Annotated in this window: 16 protein-coding genes; 2 read left to right on the forward strand and 14 right to left on the reverse strand. The window is 73.1% G+C overall.

Translation table 11 applies throughout. The features are described from left to right. Positions 1 to 20: 20 nt before the first annotated feature. The 12 genes from nuoK to G3T38_RS05305 form a co-directional block, all read right to left on the reverse strand. Positions 21 to 323 (reverse strand): NADH-quinone oxidoreductase subunit NuoK, encoded by a 303-nt coding sequence (nuoK, locus tag G3T38_RS05250; RefSeq protein ID WP_174267669.1) that lies wholly within the window; start codon positions 321 to 323, stop codon positions 21 to 23. Further along, entirely contained in the window at positions 323 to 1,135 is an 813-nt protein-coding gene (locus G3T38_RS05255; RefSeq protein WP_163771059.1) for an NADH-quinone oxidoreductase subunit J, read from the reverse strand. Before G3T38_RS05255 ends, nuoK begins: the two co-directional genes overlap by 1 nt. Continuing rightward, the gene (nuoI, locus tag G3T38_RS05260) at positions 1,132 to 1,680 is read right to left on the reverse strand and encodes an NADH-quinone oxidoreductase subunit NuoI (protein WP_163771060.1); all 549 of its coding nucleotides are present in this window, start codon (positions 1,678 to 1,680) and stop codon (positions 1,132 to 1,134) included. Before nuoI ends, G3T38_RS05255 begins: the two co-directional genes overlap by 4 nt. Next, positions 1,677 to 2,978 (reverse strand): NADH-quinone oxidoreductase subunit NuoH, encoded by a 1,302-nt coding sequence (gene nuoH, locus G3T38_RS05265; RefSeq protein WP_174267684.1) that lies wholly within the window; start codon positions 2,976 to 2,978, stop codon positions 1,677 to 1,679. The genes nuoI and nuoH overlap by 4 nt, the downstream gene beginning before the upstream one ends. 5 nt (positions 2,979 to 2,983) lie before the next feature. After that, positions 2,984 to 5,470 (reverse strand): NADH-quinone oxidoreductase subunit G, encoded by a 2,487-nt coding sequence (locus G3T38_RS05270; RefSeq protein ID WP_163771062.1) that lies wholly within the window; start codon positions 5,468 to 5,470, stop codon positions 2,984 to 2,986. Beyond that, entirely contained in the window at positions 5,467 to 6,810 is a 1,344-nt protein-coding gene (nuoF, locus tag G3T38_RS05275; protein ID WP_174267670.1) for an NADH-quinone oxidoreductase subunit NuoF, read from the reverse strand. Before nuoF ends, G3T38_RS05270 begins: the two co-directional genes overlap by 4 nt. Further along, a complete protein-coding gene (gene nuoE / locus G3T38_RS05280) occupies positions 6,807 to 7,607 on the reverse strand; it encodes an NADH-quinone oxidoreductase subunit NuoE (protein WP_163771063.1) in 801 nt (266 codons plus the stop codon). The genes nuoF and nuoE overlap by 4 nt, the downstream gene beginning before the upstream one ends. Then, positions 7,604 to 8,977 (reverse strand): NADH-quinone oxidoreductase subunit D, encoded by a 1,374-nt coding sequence (locus G3T38_RS05285; RefSeq protein WP_163771064.1) that lies wholly within the window; start codon positions 8,975 to 8,977, stop codon positions 7,604 to 7,606. Before G3T38_RS05285 ends, nuoE begins: the two co-directional genes overlap by 4 nt. Beyond that, positions 8,977 to 9,669 carry an NADH-quinone oxidoreductase subunit C gene (locus G3T38_RS05290; protein ID WP_163771065.1) on the reverse strand — a complete coding sequence of 231 codons (693 nt, stop codon included), beginning with the start codon at positions 9,667 to 9,669 and terminating at the stop codon, positions 8,977 to 8,979. Before G3T38_RS05290 ends, G3T38_RS05285 begins: the two co-directional genes overlap by 1 nt. Continuing rightward, positions 9,666 to 10,220, reverse strand: coding sequence for a NuoB/complex I 20 kDa subunit family protein (locus G3T38_RS05295; RefSeq protein WP_163771066.1), 555 nt, complete (start codon positions 10,218 to 10,220; stop codon positions 9,666 to 9,668). Before G3T38_RS05295 ends, G3T38_RS05290 begins: the two co-directional genes overlap by 4 nt. A 118-nt stretch (positions 10,221 to 10,338) precedes the next feature. Continuing rightward, positions 10,339 to 10,698 (reverse strand): NADH-quinone oxidoreductase subunit A, encoded by a 360-nt coding sequence (locus G3T38_RS05300; protein ID WP_163771067.1) that lies wholly within the window; start codon positions 10,696 to 10,698, stop codon positions 10,339 to 10,341. Between the two features lie 778 nt (positions 10,699 to 11,476). After that, positions 11,477 to 12,166, reverse strand: coding sequence for a demethylmenaquinone methyltransferase (locus G3T38_RS05305; RefSeq protein ID WP_163771068.1), 690 nt, complete (start codon positions 12,164 to 12,166; stop codon positions 11,477 to 11,479). 100 nt (positions 12,167 to 12,266) lie between these two features. On the opposite strand from G3T38_RS05305, the gene G3T38_RS05310 reads away from it, so the two are divergent. Further along, a complete protein-coding gene (locus G3T38_RS05310) occupies positions 12,267 to 13,130 on the forward strand; it encodes a L,D-transpeptidase family protein (RefSeq protein WP_163771069.1) in 864 nt (287 codons plus the stop codon). Positions 13,131 to 13,152: 22 nt separating this feature from the next. On the opposite strand, the gene G3T38_RS05315 is transcribed toward G3T38_RS05310, so the two are convergent. Next, positions 13,153 to 13,830, reverse strand: coding sequence for a hypothetical protein (locus tag G3T38_RS05315; RefSeq protein ID WP_163771070.1), 678 nt, complete (start codon positions 13,828 to 13,830; stop codon positions 13,153 to 13,155). Positions 13,831 to 13,895: 65 nt separating this feature from the next. Here G3T38_RS05315 and G3T38_RS05320 point away from each other — a divergent pair, with 65 nt between their 5' ends. Continuing rightward, complete coding sequence (locus tag G3T38_RS05320) at positions 13,896 to 15,188, forward strand: isochorismate synthase (RefSeq protein ID WP_163771071.1); 1,293 nt, start codon at positions 13,896 to 13,898, stop codon at positions 15,186 to 15,188. A gap of 85 nt (positions 15,189 to 15,273) precedes the next feature. Here the strand turns inward: G3T38_RS05320 and G3T38_RS05325 are convergent, their stop codons facing one another. Beyond that, on the reverse strand, positions 15,274 to 16,617 hold the full coding sequence (locus G3T38_RS05325) for an FAD-dependent oxidoreductase (protein WP_163771072.1): 1,344 nt from the start codon (positions 16,615 to 16,617) through the stop codon (positions 15,274 to 15,276). Positions 16,618 to 16,748: the final 131 nt, after the last annotated feature.

A 16,748-nucleotide genomic window follows, 5' to 3' on the forward strand; every position in this document is an offset into this window, starting at 1 on the left:
AGGTTCACGTCGCCCTTCCCCTAGAGCTTCAGCAGGCTGGCGTCGTCGACCGAGGCCGACCGGCGCGAGCGGAAGATGGTCATGATGATCGCGAGCCCGACGACCACCTCGGCGGCGGCGACCACCATCACGAAGAAGGCGGCGACCTGGCCGTCGAGGTTGCCGTGCTGCTTCGCGAACACGACGAACGCCAGGTTGGAGGCGTTGAGCATGAGCTCGACGCACATGAACACGACGATCGCGTTGCGCCGCACGAGCACGCCGACGCAGCCGATGCTGAAGAGGATCGCCGAGAGGACGAGGAACGGGGTCAGGTCGTCCATCACGCGCCCCGCCCGTCGGCCGGGGGCGTGTCCTCGGCGTGGGTCTCCTCGGTCGCGTCCGCCCGCGGCCCCGCGAGGGTGCCGACGACGTCCTCGACGTCGCGGTACGCCGGGGCGCGCCGCCCGGTGCCCCGCGCCACGATGATCCCGGGCACGGAGCTCGCGGCCGGCGTGCCGTCGGGCAGCAGGGCCGGGGTGTCGACGGCGTTGTGCCGGGCGTAGACGCCCGGGGCGGGCTCGGGTCCGAGGTGGGCGCCCTCCGCGCCGTACGCCCGCACGCGGGCGCGGGCCCGGTCGGCCTGGCTCTCCCGCGGGGTCAGGCGCTCCCGGTGGGCGAGCACCATCGCGCCGAGGGCAGCGGTGATGAGGAGCGCGGCGGTGGCCTCGAAGGCCAGCACGTAGCGGGAGAACAGCACCTGGGCGAGGCCCTCGATGTTGCCGCCGGCGTTGGCGTCGCCGAGCCCGGAGGCGGCGCCGAGGCTCGCCTGGCCCAGCAGCAGCCCGAGCAGCAGCGCGAAGGTGCCGCCGACGACCACGGCCAGGACGCGCTGGCCCCGGATGGTCTCCACGACCGAGTCGGAGGCGTCGACGCCGACCAGCATGAGCACGAAGAGGAACAGCATCATGATCGCGCCCGTGTAGACGATGATCTGCACCGCGAAGAGGAACGGGGCCTCGAGCACGGCGTAGAGCACGGCCAGGCTGATCATCACGACCGCGAGGAGCAGGGCCGCGTGCACCGCCTTGCGCACGAACAGCACCCCGAGCGCCGCCGCGACCATGATCGGGGCGAGCACCCAGAACGCGATCATCGGGCCGCCCCGGGCTCGGGCGCGGCGTACCGCTCGCTGAAGGAGCCGCGGTAGTAGTCGCCCTCGTCCTCGCCGAGCCGCATCGGGTGCGGCGGCTGCTCCATGCCGGGCAGCAGCGGGGCCAGGAGGTCCGACTTCTCGTAGATGAGCGCCTCGCGGGAGGTGTCGGCGAGCTCGTACTCGTTCGTCATCGTCAGCGCCCGCGTCGGGCACGCCTCGATGCAGAGCCCGCAGAGGATGCAGCGCAGGTAGTTGATCTGGTAGACGCGGCCGTAGCGCTCCCCCGGCGAGTAGCGCTCGTCCTCGGTGTTGGAGGCACCCTCGACGTAGATCGCGTCGGCGGGGCACGCCCACGCGCAGAGCTCGCACCCCACGCACTTCTCGAGCCCGTCGGGCCACCGGTTGAGCTGGTGGCGGCCGTGGAAGCGGGGAGCGGTGGGCTTCTTCTCCGTCGGGTAGTCCTCGGTCACCACCTTCCGGAACATCGTGCGGAAGGTGACCCCGAACCCGGCGACCGGGTCCCAGAGCTGCTCCTTGAGCGTCATCGTGCCTCCTCCTCGACCACGCCGGCCTGCACGGGGCCGGGCGCGGAGGTGAACGTCAGCGGGGCGGCCGCGCCGCGCACGGCACCGCCCGCGGGCATCGGGGGCACCGGGTAGCTGCCGGTGCCGGCGTGCGGGGCGGGCACGTCGGGGTCGGGCTCCGCGGGCTCGGTCGAGACCACGACCACCACGACGTACGCGATGATCCCGACCGCCAGGGCGACCGCACCGATCTGCAGCGGGCCCTGGTCGACCACCCGGTCGTTGATGGCGAGCCGCACGATCGCGGCGAGCACGACCCAGCCGAGCGCCACCGGGATGAGGCGCTTCCAGCCGAAGTCCATGAACTGGTCGTAGCGCATCCGCGGCAGCGTGCCGCGCAGCCAGACGAACAGGAACATGAAGAGGAAGACCTTGCCGAAGAACCACAGCGCCGGCCAGTAGCCCTCGTTCGCGCCCTCCCAGACGTGGCCGAGGCCGAAGGGGGCGAGCCAGCCGCCGAGGAACAGCGTCGTGGCGAGCGCGGAGACGGTGACCATGTTGATGTACTCCGCGAGGAAGAACAGGGCGAACTTCAGCGAGCTGTACTCGGTGTGGAAGCCGCCCACCAGCTCGCCCTCCGCCTCGGGGAGGTCGAAGGGCGCCCGGTTGGTCTCGCCGACCATGGCGATCACGTAGACGACGAACGCGGGCGCCATGGTGAACGCGTACCACCAGCCGTCCGCCTGGGCCTCCACGATCTCCGACGTCGAGGCCGAGCCCGCGTAGAGGAACACGCTGACGAGCGCCAGGCCCATCGCGACCTCGTAGGAGATCATCTGCGCGCTCGAGCGGAGGCCGCCGAGCAGCGAGTACGTCGAGCCGCTCGACCACCCGCCGAGCACGATGCCGTAGATGCCGATCGAGGCGATCGCCATCACGAACAGCACCGCGACGGGCATGTCGGTGAGCTGCAGCGGCGTCACCGTGTCGGTGAACGGGATCGTCACCTCCGGCCCGAACGGGATCACCGCGAACGTCACGAACGCCGGCACGACGCAGATGACCGGCGCGATCACGAAGACCACCTTGTCGGCGGCCTTCGGGACGATGTCCTCCTTCAGCGCCAGCTTCACGCCGTCGGCGAGGCTCTGCAACAGGCCGAACGGACCGTTCTTGTTGGGCCCGATCCGGTGCTGCATCCGCGCCACCACGCGGCGCTCGAACCAGATGTTGAAGAGCGTCAGCAGCACGAGCACGACGAAGATGAGCACTGCCTTGAGCAGCACCACCCAGATCGTGTCGCCGCCGAAGGCGTCCAGACCGTTCACGGGGCCACCTCCACGTGCACGCGCTCACCCGGGGCCGCGAGGTCCGCGAGCACCCCGCGACCCGCGGAGCGGGTCGGCACCCAGACCGTGCCGTCGACCAACGTCGGCTCGTGCACGCACGGCAGCTCCACCGCACCCCGGCTCCCCGTGACCCGCACCTGCGCGGGGCGGCCGAGGGCCTCGTACGTCGCCGTGCCCACCCGCACGACCGCGGGGCGCATCGAGGCGCGGAGCGCGGGGTCGCCGTCCTGCAGGGACCCGAGGTCGAGCAGCTGCTTCCAGGTGGCGAGGCGGTGGCCGTCGGTGGACCTCCCGCCGCCCGCGCCGGCCGCGCCGCTCGCGGCCGCCGGGACGGGACGCGCCGGGACGGGACGCGCCGCGGCGCGGTCGCCGTCCCACGCGCCGAGTGCCTCCATCTGGTCCCGCACCTCCGCCACCGTGCGGAAGCCGAGCGGACGGCCGAGCTCCTCGGCGATCCCGGCGAGGACGCGGGAGTCGGGCAGGCGGTTGGTGCCGGCGAGGACCGTCGGGAACGGCCGCGGGCGGCCCTCCCACGTCACGAACATGCCCGCCTTCTCCGCGACCGCGGCGACGGGCAGCACGACGTCGGCGTGGGCCGTCACCTCGGTGGCCCGCAGCTCGAGGCTGACGACGAACTCCGCCCGCTCCAGCGCCGCGCGGAACGCGGCGGGGTCGGGCAGGTCGGCCGGGTCCACGCCACCGACGACGAGGCCGGCGAGCTCGCCCGCGGCCACGGCCGCCACGATCTGCTCGGCGTCGCGGCCGGGCCGCTCCGGCAGGGTCGTGACCCCCCAGGCCGCGGCGGCGTCGACCCGCGCCGCCGCGTCGGCGACCGGACGGCCGCCGGGCAGCAGGGTGGGCAGGCAGCCGGTCTCGATCGCGCCGCGGTCACCGGCGCGGCGCGGCACCCAGGCCAGCCGCGCACCGGTCGCCTCGGCGAGCCGCACGGCGGCGGAGAGCGCGCCGGGCGAGGTCGCCAGCCGCTCGCCGACGAGGAGCACGTCGGTCGGCCCCAGGGGCGCGCCGGCGAGCTCCTCGGCGCGGTCGGCGAGACCGTCCAGCGCTCCTGCCTCGTCGCCGGGGGCGGTGGGCACGAGCCGGGCGTGGAGCTTCGCGGAGCCGCGGGTGAGGTACGGCGCGAGGGTGAGCACCGTCGTACGGCTCCGCGCCGAGCGGACCGCCTTGCGCAGGCGGAGGAAGATCGCGCCGGCCTCGTCCTCGGGCTCGAGGCCCGCGAGCACGACGGTGCGGGCCGACTCCAGGTCGGCCTGGGTGACGCCGCCCCCGCCGGGCCCGGTGAGCACGACGTGGGAGCCGAGGAAGTCGGTCTCCTCCGCGCTCAGCGGGCGGGCGCGGAAGTCGACGTCGTTGGTGCCGAGGGCGACGCGGGCGAAGGTGGCGTAGGCGTAGGCGTCCTCCGCCGTGACGCGGCCGCCGGGGAGCACGCCGACGCCGGGGCGCTCGGCGCTGTCCCGCGCGGCGGCGAGGCCGCGGGCCGCGACCGCGAGGGCCTCGGGCCACGACGCGGGCCGGAGCGAGCCGTCCGTGTCGCGCACCTGCGGGTAGGTCAGCCGGTCGGGCGCCGTGGCGTAGGTGAACGCGAAGCGGTCCTTGTCGGTGATCCACTCCTCGTTGACCTCGGGGTCGTCGCCCGCGAGGCGACGCATGACCTTGCCGCGCCGGTGGTCGACCCGGATCGCGGAGCCGCACGCGTCGTGCTCGGCCACGCTCGGCACCGAGACGAGGTCGAAGGGCCGCGAGCGGAAGCGGTAGGCCTCGCTGGTGAGCGCGCCGACGGGGCAGATCTGGATGGTGTTGCCCGCGAAGTAGGACAGGAAGGGCGCGTCCTCGGCGATGCCGATCTGCTGCTGCGCGCCGCGCTCGACGAGCGCGATGAACGGGTCGCCCGGGATCTGCTCGGCGAACCGCGTGCAGCGCTGGCAGACGATGCAGCGCTCCCGGTCGAGCAGCACCTGCGGCGAGAGGTGGATCGGCTTGGGGAAGGTGCGCTTGACGCCCTCGAAGCGGGAGTCGCCGCGGCCGTTGCTCATCGCCTGGTTCTGCAGGGGGCACTCGCCGCCCTTGTCGCAGACCGGGCAGTCGAGCGGGTGGTTGATGAGCAGCAGCTCCATGACGCCCTGCTGCGCCTTGTCGGCGACGCCGCTGGTGGCCTGCGTGTTGACCACCATGCCGTCGGCGACCTCGAGGGTGCAGGAGGCCTGTGGCTTCGGCAGCCCGCGCCCGTTGCCGGCGTCGGGGACGTCGACGAGGCACTGGCGGCAGGCGCCGACGGGCTCGAGCAGCGGGTGGTCGCAGAACCGCGGGATCGCGATGCCGACCTGCTCGGCGGCGCGGATCACGAGGGTGCCCTTCGGCACCGCCACGTTGACGCCGTCGATGGTGACGGTGACGAGGTCCACGGCCCCCGGGGTGGCGGGGGTCCGCTCCGGGGTGGTCGTCACGCGCCCACCCCCGCCGTGGCGGCGGCGTCGGACCAGGCGGTCGACGCGGCCGGGGGGAACGAGACGCTCGTCGGCGTGTGCATGGCCGCCTCGAACTCGTCGCGGAAGTAGCGGATCGCCGAGGTGATCGGGCTCGTCGCGCCGTCGCCGAGGGCGCAGAAGGAGCGGCCGAGGATGTTGTCGCAGAGGTCGAGCAGCTTCTCGATGTCGCCCTCCTCCCCCTGGCCGGCGTCGAGGCGGGCCAGGGTCTGCACCAGCCACCACGTGCCCTCGCGGCAGGGCGTGCACTTGCCGCACGACTCGTGCTTGTAGAACTCCGTCCACCGCAGCACGCAGCGGACCACCGACACCGTCTCGTCGAAGATCTGCAGCGCCCGCGTGCCGAGCATCGACCCCGCGCCGCCGACCGACTCGTAGTCGAGCGGCACGTCGAGGTGCTCCTCGGTGAGCAGCGGCGTGCTCGACCCGCCCGGGGTCCAGAACTTCAGGCGGTGGCCCTCCCGGATCCCGCCGGCGAGGTCGATGAGCTCGCGCAGCGTGATGCCGAGGGGCGCCTCGTACTGCCCGGGGTTCCGCACGTGCCCTGAGAGCGAGTAGATGACGAAGCCCTTCGACTTCTCCGTGCCGAGCGAGGCGAACCAGTCGGCGCCGTTGCGGATGATCGCGGGCACCGACGCGATCGACTCGACGTTGTTGATGACGGTCGGGCTCGCGTAGAGACCTGCGACCGCGGGGAACGGGGGCCGCAGCCGGGGCTGGCCGCGGCGGCCCTCGAGCGAGTCGAGCAGCGCCGTCTCCTCGCCGCAGATGTACGCCCCCGCCCCGGCGTGCACGACGAGGTCGAGGTCGTAGCCCGAGCCGTGGATGTCCCGGCCCAGGTGGCCCGCCAGGTAGGCCTCCTGCACGGCGCGCTGCAGGCGCCGCACGACGTGGAGCACCTCGCCGCGCACGTAGATGAACGCGTGGTGGGCGCGGATGGCGTACGACGCGAGGATGACGCCCTCCACGAGCGTGTGGGGGCTCGCCATCATGAGCGGGATGTCCTTGCAGGTGCCCGGCTCCGACTCGTCGGCGTTGACGACGAGGTACTTCGGCTTGTCGCCGCCCGGGGCGCTCGGGTCCTGCGGGATGAAGCCCCACTTCATGCCCGTGGGGAAGCCCGCGCCGCCCCGGCCGCGCAGACCGGCGTCCTTCACGGCGGCGACGACCTCGTCGGGCGCCATGCCGAAGGCGACGTCGAGCGCGTCGTACCCGCCCCGCTCGGCGTAGGAGTCCAGCGTCCAGGAGCGCTCGGCGTCCCAGTTGTCGGTGAGCACCGGGGTCAGCGGCGGGATGCTCATGCGTCGTCCTCCTGTGCCTCGTGCTTGCCCTCGTCGAGCTTCGCCTCGGACTCCGCCCGCGACGTGTCGGCCTGCTCGTCGGCCGCCACGGCGGCCGCGTCGTCGGGATCGGTGTCGGTCGCGGCGCCGTGGGACTCGTCCTCGGCGTCGGTGCCGCCGGCGGCGGGGGCCTCCCAGCCGCGCTCGCGAGCGACGCGCAGGCCCGCCAGCGAGGCCGGTCCGGCGGCGGGGCCCTCGTCGGCCCGGTCGTCGGGGAAGCCGGCGAGCACGCGCTCGGCCTGGCGCCACGTGCAGATGGCCGGCCCGCGGGTGGACCGCACCTCGGCACCGGAGCGCAGGTCGTCGACGAGCCGGCGGGCGCTCTCGGGCGTCTGGTTGTCGACGAACTCCCAGTTCACCATCACCACCGGCGCGTAGTCGCAGGCCGCGTTGCACTCGACGTGCTCGAGGCTGACGACCCCGTCGTCGGTGGTCTCGTCGTTGCCGATCCCCAGGTGCTCCTTGAGCGCCGCGAAGATCTCGTCGCCGCCCATGACCGCGCAGAGCGTGTTGGTGCAGACCCCGACGTGGTAGTCGCCGACGAGGCGGCGCTTGTACATCGTGTAGAAGGTCGCGACCCCGCTGACCTCGGCCGGGGTGATGTCGAGGATCTCCGCGCAGGCCTCGATGCCCTCGGGCGTGATCCGGCCCTCCGCGGACTGCACGAGGTGGAGCATCGGGAGCAGGCCCGAGCGGGCCTGCGGGTAGCGCGCGGTGATCTGGCGCAGCTCGTCGAGCGTCTCGGCCGACAGCGTCATCGGTCCACCCCTCCCATGACGGGGTCGATGGAGGCGACGGCCACGATGACGTCGGCGACCATGCCGCCCTCGCTCATCACGCTCGTCGCCTGCAGGTTCGTGAAGGACGGGTCGCGGAAGTGCACGCGGTGCGGCTTCGTGCCGCCGTCGGAGACGACGTGGGCGCCGAGCTCGCCGCGCGGTGACTCGACCGGCACGTAGGCCTGGCCGGGCGGCACGCGGAAGCCCTCCGTGACCAGCTTGAAGTGGTGGATGAGGGCCTCCATCGACTCGCCCATGATGTGGCGGATGTGGTCGAGGCTGTTGCCCTGGCCGTCGGAGCCGATGGAGAGCTGGCTCGGCCACGCGATCTTCTTGTCGGCCACCATCACCGGCGCGCCCTCGAGGCCCTCGAGCCGGGCCACGCACTGCTCGACGATCCGCAGGCTCTCGAACATCTCGTTCATGCGGATGCGGAACCGGCCGTAGGAGTCGGCCGTGTCCCACGTCTGCACGTCGAAGTCGTAGGTCTCGTAGCCGCAGTAGGGCTGGGTCTTGCGGAGGTCCCAGCCGTAGCCCGTCGAGCGGAGCACCGGCCCGGTCAGGCCCAGCGCCAGGCAGCCCTCGAGGTCGAGGTAGCCGACCCCCTCGAGCCGCCCCCGGAAGATCGGGTTGGCGTTGCACAGCGCCGCGATCTCGGGGAGCCGCTTGCGCATGAGGGCGACGAAGTCGCGCACGGCGGCCAGCGAGCCGTCGGGCAGGTCCTGCGCGACACCGCCGGGGCGGATGAACGCGTGGTTCATGCGGAGGCCCGTGATGAGCTCGAACAGGTCGAGCACCTGCTCCCGCTCGCGGAACCCGATCGTCATGACCGTGAGCGCGCCGAGCTCCATGCCACCCGTCGCGATCGCGACGAGGTGGGACGAGATGCGGTTCAGCTCCATGAGCAGCACCCGCATGACCTGCGCCTTCTCGGGCACGTCGTGCTCGATGTCGAGCAGCCGCTCCACGCCCAGCACGTAGGTCGCCTCGTTGAAGAACGGCGACAGGTAGTCCATGCGGGTGCAGAACGTGACGCCCTGCGTCCACGTCCGGTGCTCCATGTTCTTCTCGATGCCCGTGTGCAGGTAGCCGATCCCGCACCGCGCCTCGGTGACCGTCTCCCCCTCGAGCTCGAGGACGAGCCGCAGCACGCCGTGGGTCGACGGGTGCTGCGGGCCCATGTTGACGACGATGCGCTCGGCGTCGAGGCCCTCGCCGACCCCGGAGACGACCTCGTCCCAGTCCTGGCCGGTGACCGTGAAGACGCGTCCCGCGTCGGCGCCCTCGGTGTCGCCGGCGGCCCCCGCGGCGTACGGGTCGCTCGGCCGCCCGCCCTGTGTCGTGGTCATCAGGTGTACGACCTCCGCTGGTCGGGCGGCGGGATCGTCCCGCCCTTGTACTCCACGCCGATCCCGCCGAGCGGGTAGTCCTTGCGCTGCGGGTGGCCGGGCCAGTCGTCCGGCATGAGGATGCGGGTCAGCGCCGGGTGGCCGTCGAAGACGATCCCGAAGAAGTCCCACGTCTCGCGCTCGTGCCAGTCGGCCGTCGGGTAGGTCGCCACGACGCTCGGCACGTGCGGGTCGGCGTCGGGGCAGGTCACCTCGACGCGCACCCGGCGGTTGTGGGTCATCGAGAGCAGGTGGTAGGCCACGTGCAGCTCGGCACCGGTCTCGTCGGGGTGGTGGACGCCGCTGACGCTCGCGCACACCTCGAACCGCAGGTCGGGCTCGTCGCGCAGGGCGCGGGCCGCGGCCGCGAGGTGCTCGCGGTGCACGTGGAGGGTCAGCTCCCCGCGGTGGACGACCACCTGCGCGACCCCGCCGGGCACCGCGGCCTCGAGGGTGTCGACGACCGCGTCGTACCAGCCCCCGAAGGGGCGCTCCGCCGGCGCCGGGAAGACGACGTCGCGGCGCAGCCCGCCGAAGCCGGAGGTGTCGCCGGAGCCGCGGACCCCGAACATGCCGGTACGCCGCGCGCGCACCTCCGCCCCGGGGGCGGCGGCCTCGGCGGCCGCTGGCTCGGGCAGGTGCTCGTCGCTCATCGCAGGAGGCCCTTCTGCTCCTCCGTCGGCACGGCGTTGAGCGCGGCCGTCTCGAGCTCGGTGATCTGCGCGTCGCGCTGGGCGCCGAACTTGGTGTGCTGCACCTGGTCGTGGAGCTTGAGGATGGCGTCGATGAGCATCTCGGGGCGGGGCGGGCAACCAGGGAGGTACATGTCCACCGGGACGACGTGGTCGACGCCCTGCACGATCGCGTAGTTGTTGAACATGCCGCCCGAGCTGGCGCAGACACCCATGGCGAGCACCCACTTGGGCTCGGCCATCTGGTCGTAGATCTGGCGCAGGACGGGCGCCATCTTCTGGCTCACGCGGCCGGCGACGATCATGAGGTCGGCTTGCCGCGGGCTCGCGCGGAAGACCTCCATGCCGTAGCGCGCCAGGTCGTAGCGCGGACCGCCCGTCGTCATCATCTCGATGGCGCAGCAGGCGAGGCCGAACGTCGCCGGCCAGAAGCTGGCCTTGCGCATGTAACCCGCGACGCCCTCCACCGTCGTCAGCAGGACCCCACTGGGGAGCTTCTCCTCGATACCCATCAGATTCCCTCTCGCTGAGCGTCGTGAGATTCGTGGCCTGCCCAGGCGGAGGCCCGAGGCGACCCGGGGTTGGTCGCCGAGGGCCGACAACGCCGGCAGGGTGCGGAGATCACGGCGCTCAGTCCCAGTCGAGGCCGCCGCGGCGCCACTCGTAGGCGTAGGCGAGGGTGATGTTGAACAGGAAGAGGACGACGGCGATGAGCCCGAACCAGGACAGCTGGTCGAAGTAGACCGCCCACGGGACGAGGAACATGATCTCGACGTCGAAGATGATGAAGGTCATCGCGACCGTGTAGTACTTCACCGGGATCCGGCCGCCGCCGAACGGCTGCGGGGTGGGCTCGATGCCGCACTCGTAGGAGTCGAGGCGCGCACGGTTGTAGCGCTTCGGGCCCGTCAGGGTGCTGACCGCGACCGAGAAGACCGCGAAGCCGCCAGCGAGCGCGATCAGTGCGAGCACCGGGGTGTAGAGCTCCACGCGGCCCTCCTTCCGCCAGCCCGCGCAGACGCCGGAGCACCCGCGCAGGGTCGTCGCTCGTGCACTTGTGAAACGGATCACAAAGTGCTGTGGGTCACACCCTAGACCCCGGGTCCGACAGATGCGACCCCCACCCCACAGGCCCTGACCTGCGGATTTAGGGCACGAGGAGCTTGCTTAATTGGGGGTGGGGCCTGCCCGTTCGGGACGTCATGCGTTGCGGTCGCCCGGGGCGCCGGGGTGCATGACGTCCGGCGGGGGTGGGCGGGGCCAGTCGTGGCGGGACCCACCCCGGCCGCGGGACGTCGTACGCCGCGGTCGCCGGGGCCACCGGAACGCATGACGTCCGGCGGGGAGGGGCGGGGCCGCCCGCGGTCGTGGTGCCCCGCCGCCACTTTCCGGAGGCCTCCCACCACGACCGGGAAGGTGCGGCGGATCAGGGCGGCGCCAAGGCGGATCAGCCCGACGAGGGTCCGGAACTGTGCGGCTGCGACGCGCCCGACCGCGGGCGAGGCCCACCAACCGCACATTTTGGGCGACCCAGCGTCGAGCCCGGCCCGGGCGAGCCGGCCCGGGCGAGCCGCGCGACGTCGTACGCCGCGGTCGCCGGCACCACCGGACCGCATGACGTCCGGCGGGGAGGGGCGGGCCCCGGCTCGTGTAACGCGGTGTTACTGCTACTGCCCGGGCGGTCGACTACGTGTGAAGTAGCCCGGACACCGCGTTACACGGGGCGGGGCAGGCGCGGGCGCGGGCGCAGCGAGGAGGCGGGCCAGACTCAGGCGGTGGCGCGGTGCAGCGCCACGATGCCGCCCGAGAGGTTGCGCCACTCGACGCCGGTCCAGCCGGCCTCGGTGACGAGCTTCGCGAGCCCGGCCTGGTCGGGCCAGGCGCGGATGGACTCCGCGAGGTAGACGTAGGCGTCGGGCGAGGACGACACCGCCTCGGCGACGGGCGGGAGCGCGCGCATGAGGTACTCGACGTACACCGTGCGGAACGGCGCCCACGTCGGGTGGGAGAACTCGCAGATCACGAGGGTGCCGCCGGGACGCGTCACCCGGTGCATCTCGGCGAGCGCGGCCGCGGTGTCGACCACGTTGCGCAGGCCGAAGGAGATGGTGACGGCGTCGAAGGAGTCGTCGGCGAACGGCAGGTTCGTCGCGTCGCCCGCCACGAAGGGCAGGTGCGGGCGGTTGGCCTTGCCGACCTGCAGCATGCCGAGCGAGAAGTCGCAGGGCACGACGACGGCGCCGGCGGAGACGAAGGGCGCGCTCGACGTGCCGGTGCCGGCCGCGAGGTCGAGCACCAGGTCGCCGGGCTTCGGGTCGATCGCCCGGTGCACGTCGCGGCGCCAGCGCCGGTCCTGCCCGAGGGACAGCACGTCGTTGGTGACGTCGTAGCGCTTCGCGACGGCGTCGAACATGCGCCGCACGTCGGAGGGTTGCTTGTCGAGCTCAGCGCGGGCCACGGGACGCAGCCTACGTGGCCACGGCATGCAACCCGCCGGGCGGCCACGGCGTCATCTCCTCGGACGGCCATCGGGGCCGTGGCGGACGAGGAGTAGCGGTATGAGGATCCTGCGAGGCGTGCTGGTCACCCTGCTGGCGTTGTGCGTGACGAGCGGGCTGGCGGTGGCGGTCGGGTACGCCGGCGTGACCTACCGCGCGGAGGCCGAGCACCGGGCGGCGACCGCGCCGACCCCCGCACCGACGACCAGCAGCCCGGCCACCACCCCGACGCCGGAGCCGGCCCCCGCCCCGACACCGGAGCCGGAGCCCGAGCCGGAGCCCGAGCTGGTGCCCGGCCCCGCCCTGTACGCCGCGGGCGACAGCGGCGACGAGGTGCGCGACCTGCAGGCGCGGCTGGTGCAGATCGACTGGCTGCCGTCGGTGAGCGGCGCGTACGACGCGGCGACCGTCGCCGCCGTCGAGGGCTTCCAGGCCAAGCGGGGCTTCCCCGTCACAGGCGAGGTGGACGAGCGCACGCTGGAGAAGGTGCACGCGATGACCGGGCCGCCGACGTACGAGGAGATGCACAACATCGTGCCGGAGCCCGGCGCGCTCGACGCGCGGTGCCGGACGGGGCGGGTGCTCTGCGTCGACAAGTCCACGCGGACGCTGCGCTGGGTGGTCGACGGCCAGGTGCTGCAGACCTTCGACGTGCGGTTCGGCCGCGAGGGCATGGAGACCCGCGAGGGCGCCTTCCGGGTGGAGCGCAAGAGCCGCGACCACGTGTCGTCGATCTACGACACGTCGATGCCGTTCGCGATGTTCTTCTCGGGCGGCCAGGCGGTGCACTACTCGCCGGACTTCGCGGCGAACGGCTACAACGGGGCCTCGCACGGGTGCGTGAACGTGCGCGACCGGGACGGCATCGCGGCCCTGTTCGACCAGGTGCGCGTCGGCGACGGGGTCGTCGTCTACTGGTCCTGACGGCGACGGCGACCCGCGCGCCTCAGGCGGCGGGACCGTCCAGCCCGGCCCAGAGCTCGTCGGTGAGGTCGGCGACCTGCTGGCCGCTGGCCCCGGAGAGCACGAAGACGCGGATGGTGAGGTCCGCGGAGGTGCGCCGGCACTGCATCTCCTGCACCTGCGGCGTCGGGGAGACCTCGCCGGCGATGACGTCGAGCACGCAGTCGACGTCATCGAAGCTCTGCAGCAGCAGCCGGGCCTCGCCGGACGCCGGGTCCGCCAGCGTGGCGGGGACGAGCGGGCCGTCGGGACCGCGGTAGGCCTGGACCGCGACGAGCGTCTGCGTGTCGGGGACGACGTAGCGGTCGGCGTCGGTGGCGACGCCGGCCGCCGACGCCAGCTGGTCGTCGGCGTAGGCCCACGCCGCGTCGATCTCCGCCACCGTCTGCTGCTGCTCCGGCGGCAGGGTCGAGGGATCGACGCTGCGCGTCAGCGACACCCAGTCGCCGGCGACGACGGGGAGCTCGAGCGGCGTGCTCGGGTCGACGGCCGCACCGCCCTCCGCGCCGGCGCCGTCCGCGGGGTCGTCCTCGTCCACGACCGCGGGCAGCGCGGCGGCCAGTCCGACGAGGAGGAGCAGGGCCACGATCCCGCCGAGCACCGCGCGGAGCGTGGCGGCGGCGGTGAGACGGGCGACGGGGCGGCGGTCAGGAGCGGGCACGAGGTGTGACGGTAGCAACGTCCGCAGGTTCGGGGCGCCGGTTGCCGGCCAGTAATGTGGAGACGATGACCAGCAGCGCCTCCGAGCCCGGCACCACGACCGCCGGCACGGTTTCCCTCGTCGCCCGCACGGTGCCCCTCGACGGCACGCCGGGCGACCTCGTCGACCTGCTCCCCGCCGACGCGCCCCTCGCGTGGGTGCGGGCCGGGGACGGCATCGTCGGGTGGGGCGTGGCCGCGGAGGTCACCACGAGCGGCGCCGACCGCTTCGCCGACGCCGAGGCCTGGTGGGCGTCGCTGACGTCCCGGGCCGTCGTGCGCGACGACGTCGGGCTGCCCGGCACCGGGCTGGTCGCCTTCGGGTCGTTCGCGTTCGCGGACGCCCCCGGCACCTCCACCCTCGTCGTGCCGCGGGTCGTCGTCGGCCAGCGCGGCGGACGACGGTGGCTCACCACGATCGGCCACGACACCATCGGCTCCCCCGCGCTGCGGCTCGCCGAGCCCCCCGCGGCGCCGACGGGACTGCGCTTCACGGGCGGCGGGCTGGCCGACGACGCCTGGCAGGCCGCGGTGGCCGACGCCGTCGCGCGGATCGACGCCGGCGAGCTGGAGAAGGTGGTGCTGGCCCGCGACGTGGTCGCCGAGACCGACGAGCCGGTGGACGTCCGGTGGCCGCTGCGGCGTCTCGCCGCGGCGTACTCCTCCTGCTGGACCTTCCACGTGGACGGCCTGTTCGGTGCGACGCCGGAGATGCTCGTGCGGCGCGAGCGCGGCCTCGTCACGTCCCGCGTGCTCGCCGGCACCATCCGCCGCACCGGTGACGACGTCCGCGACGCCGGCCTCGCCGGCGAGCTGGCGCGGTCGTCGAAGGACCTGGAGGAGCACGAGTACGCCGTGCGCTCGGTCGCCGACGCCCTGGAGCCGCACTGCTCGTCGATGAACGTGCCCGAGTCGCCGTTCGTGCTCCACCTGCCCAACGTCATGCACCTGGCCACGGACGTGAACGGCGTCGTCCCCGACGAGGCCACGACGACGTCGCTCGGCCTCGCCGCGTCGCTGCACCCGTCCGCCGCCGTCGGCGGCACGCCCACGCCCGCTGCGACGGCCCTCATCGCGGAGCTCGAGGGCATGACCCGCGGCCGCTACGCCGGGCCCGTCGGCTGGATGGACGCCAGCGGCGACGGCGAGTGGGGCATCGCCCTGCGCTCGGCGCAGGTCGTGGCGCCCGACCCCGCGACGGGACGCGGCCGCGTGCGCCTCTTCGCCGGCTGCGGCATCGTGGCCGGGTCCGACCCCGCGGACGAGCTCGCCGAGAGCCAGGCGAAGCTCGAGCCCGTGCGGCACGCGCTCGACGCCTGAGCCCTCCCACCCCCTGAACGCGGTCGTGGCCCCAGCGCCACGTCTTCCGGGGCGCTGGGGCCACGAGTGGCTCCGACGAGGCGGGTCAGGCGCGCGAGTGGCGCAGCATGTCCTCGCGGGGCACGACCTTGATGCGCTCGCGACCGTCGGCCTCGCCGAGGGAGACCTCGTGGGCGTCGAGGCGGATCCAGTCGTCCCACGTCGTGAAGTCGACGCCACGCTCGGTGAGGTGGCGCTCGACGGCCTCGGGGGCGGCCTGCTCCGGCGCGGGCGTGGTCTCGAGGTCGGCGATCAGGTTGCTGATCGTCTCCGCGGCGTCGGACTTGGTGTGGCCGATGAGGCCCACGGGACCGCGCTTGACCCAGCCGGTGCAGTAGGTGCCCGGCACGTGCTGGCCGTCGAGGTCGAGCACGCGACCGCCGGCGTTGGGGATCACGTGGTCGGTGTCGTCGAAGGGCACCTCGGGCAGGGCCGAGCTGCGGTAGCCCACGGCCCGGTAGACGGCCTGCACGGGGGTGTCGACGAACTCGCCGGTGCCGACCGCGTTGCCCGTGCCGTCGAGCTCGGTGCGCTCGGTGCGGATCGCCACGACCTTGCCGTCCTCGCCGAGGACCTCGACGGGGTTGTGGCACATGTGGATGTGGATGCGGTGGGGAGCGCCGGTGGGCTCGGCCTCGGCGTACTTCAGCAGGGTGTCGACGACGAGCCGCACGCTCTTGGTCTTCTGGATCGCGGCCTGGCCGGCGTCGTCGATCTGGAAGTCCTCCTCGTCGACGACGACGTCGATGCTCGGCGAGTGCGACAGCTCGCGCAGCTCCATCGGCGAGAACTTGATCTGCGCCGGGCCGCGGCGGGCGAAGACGTGGACCTCGGTCGCCTTGTTGGCCTTGAGGCCCTGGTAGACGTTGTCCGCGATCTCGGTCGTCAGCTGCTCGTCGGCCGGCTTGGCCAGCATGCGCGCGACGTCGAGCGCCACGTTCCCGGCGCCGATGACCGCGACCGACTCAGCCGTCAGCGGCCAGTCGCGCGGGTAGTCGGGGTGGCCGTCGAACCACGAGACGAAGTCGGCCGCGCCGAAGCTGCCCTCGAGGTCGATGCCCGGGATGTCGAGGTCGCGGTCGAAGATCGCGCCCGTGGCGAAGACGACCGCGTCGTAGAACTGACGCAGGTCCTCCAGCTTCACGTCGGTGCCGAAGTCGACGTTGCCGAAGAACCGGATCTCGTCCTTCGAGAGCACGCGGCGCAGCGCCTTGATGATCTCCTTGATCCGCGGGTGGTCGGGCGCCACGCCGTAGCGGACCAGACCGTAGGGTGCGGGCAGCCGGTCGAAGACGTCGACGGACGCTGCCTCGTACTCCTTCGTCAGGATGTCCGCGGCGTAGATGCCAGCGGGACCGGCACCGACGACGGCAACACGGATGGGACGCACAGTTCTTCCTCCAGACGGAACACGGGGTTAGGCCAGGCTAACTACCGACTGGTCATTGTCCCAGCCGAGACCGTGCGATGCGGGTCACGTCCACGGGGCGGACCCCGGGGACGTGACCCGCCGTCGGGCCG

This window comes from Nocardioides zeae (genome assembly GCF_010686755.1).
GTDB lineage: Bacteria > Actinomycetota > Actinomycetes > Propionibacteriales > Nocardioidaceae > Nocardioides > Nocardioides zeae.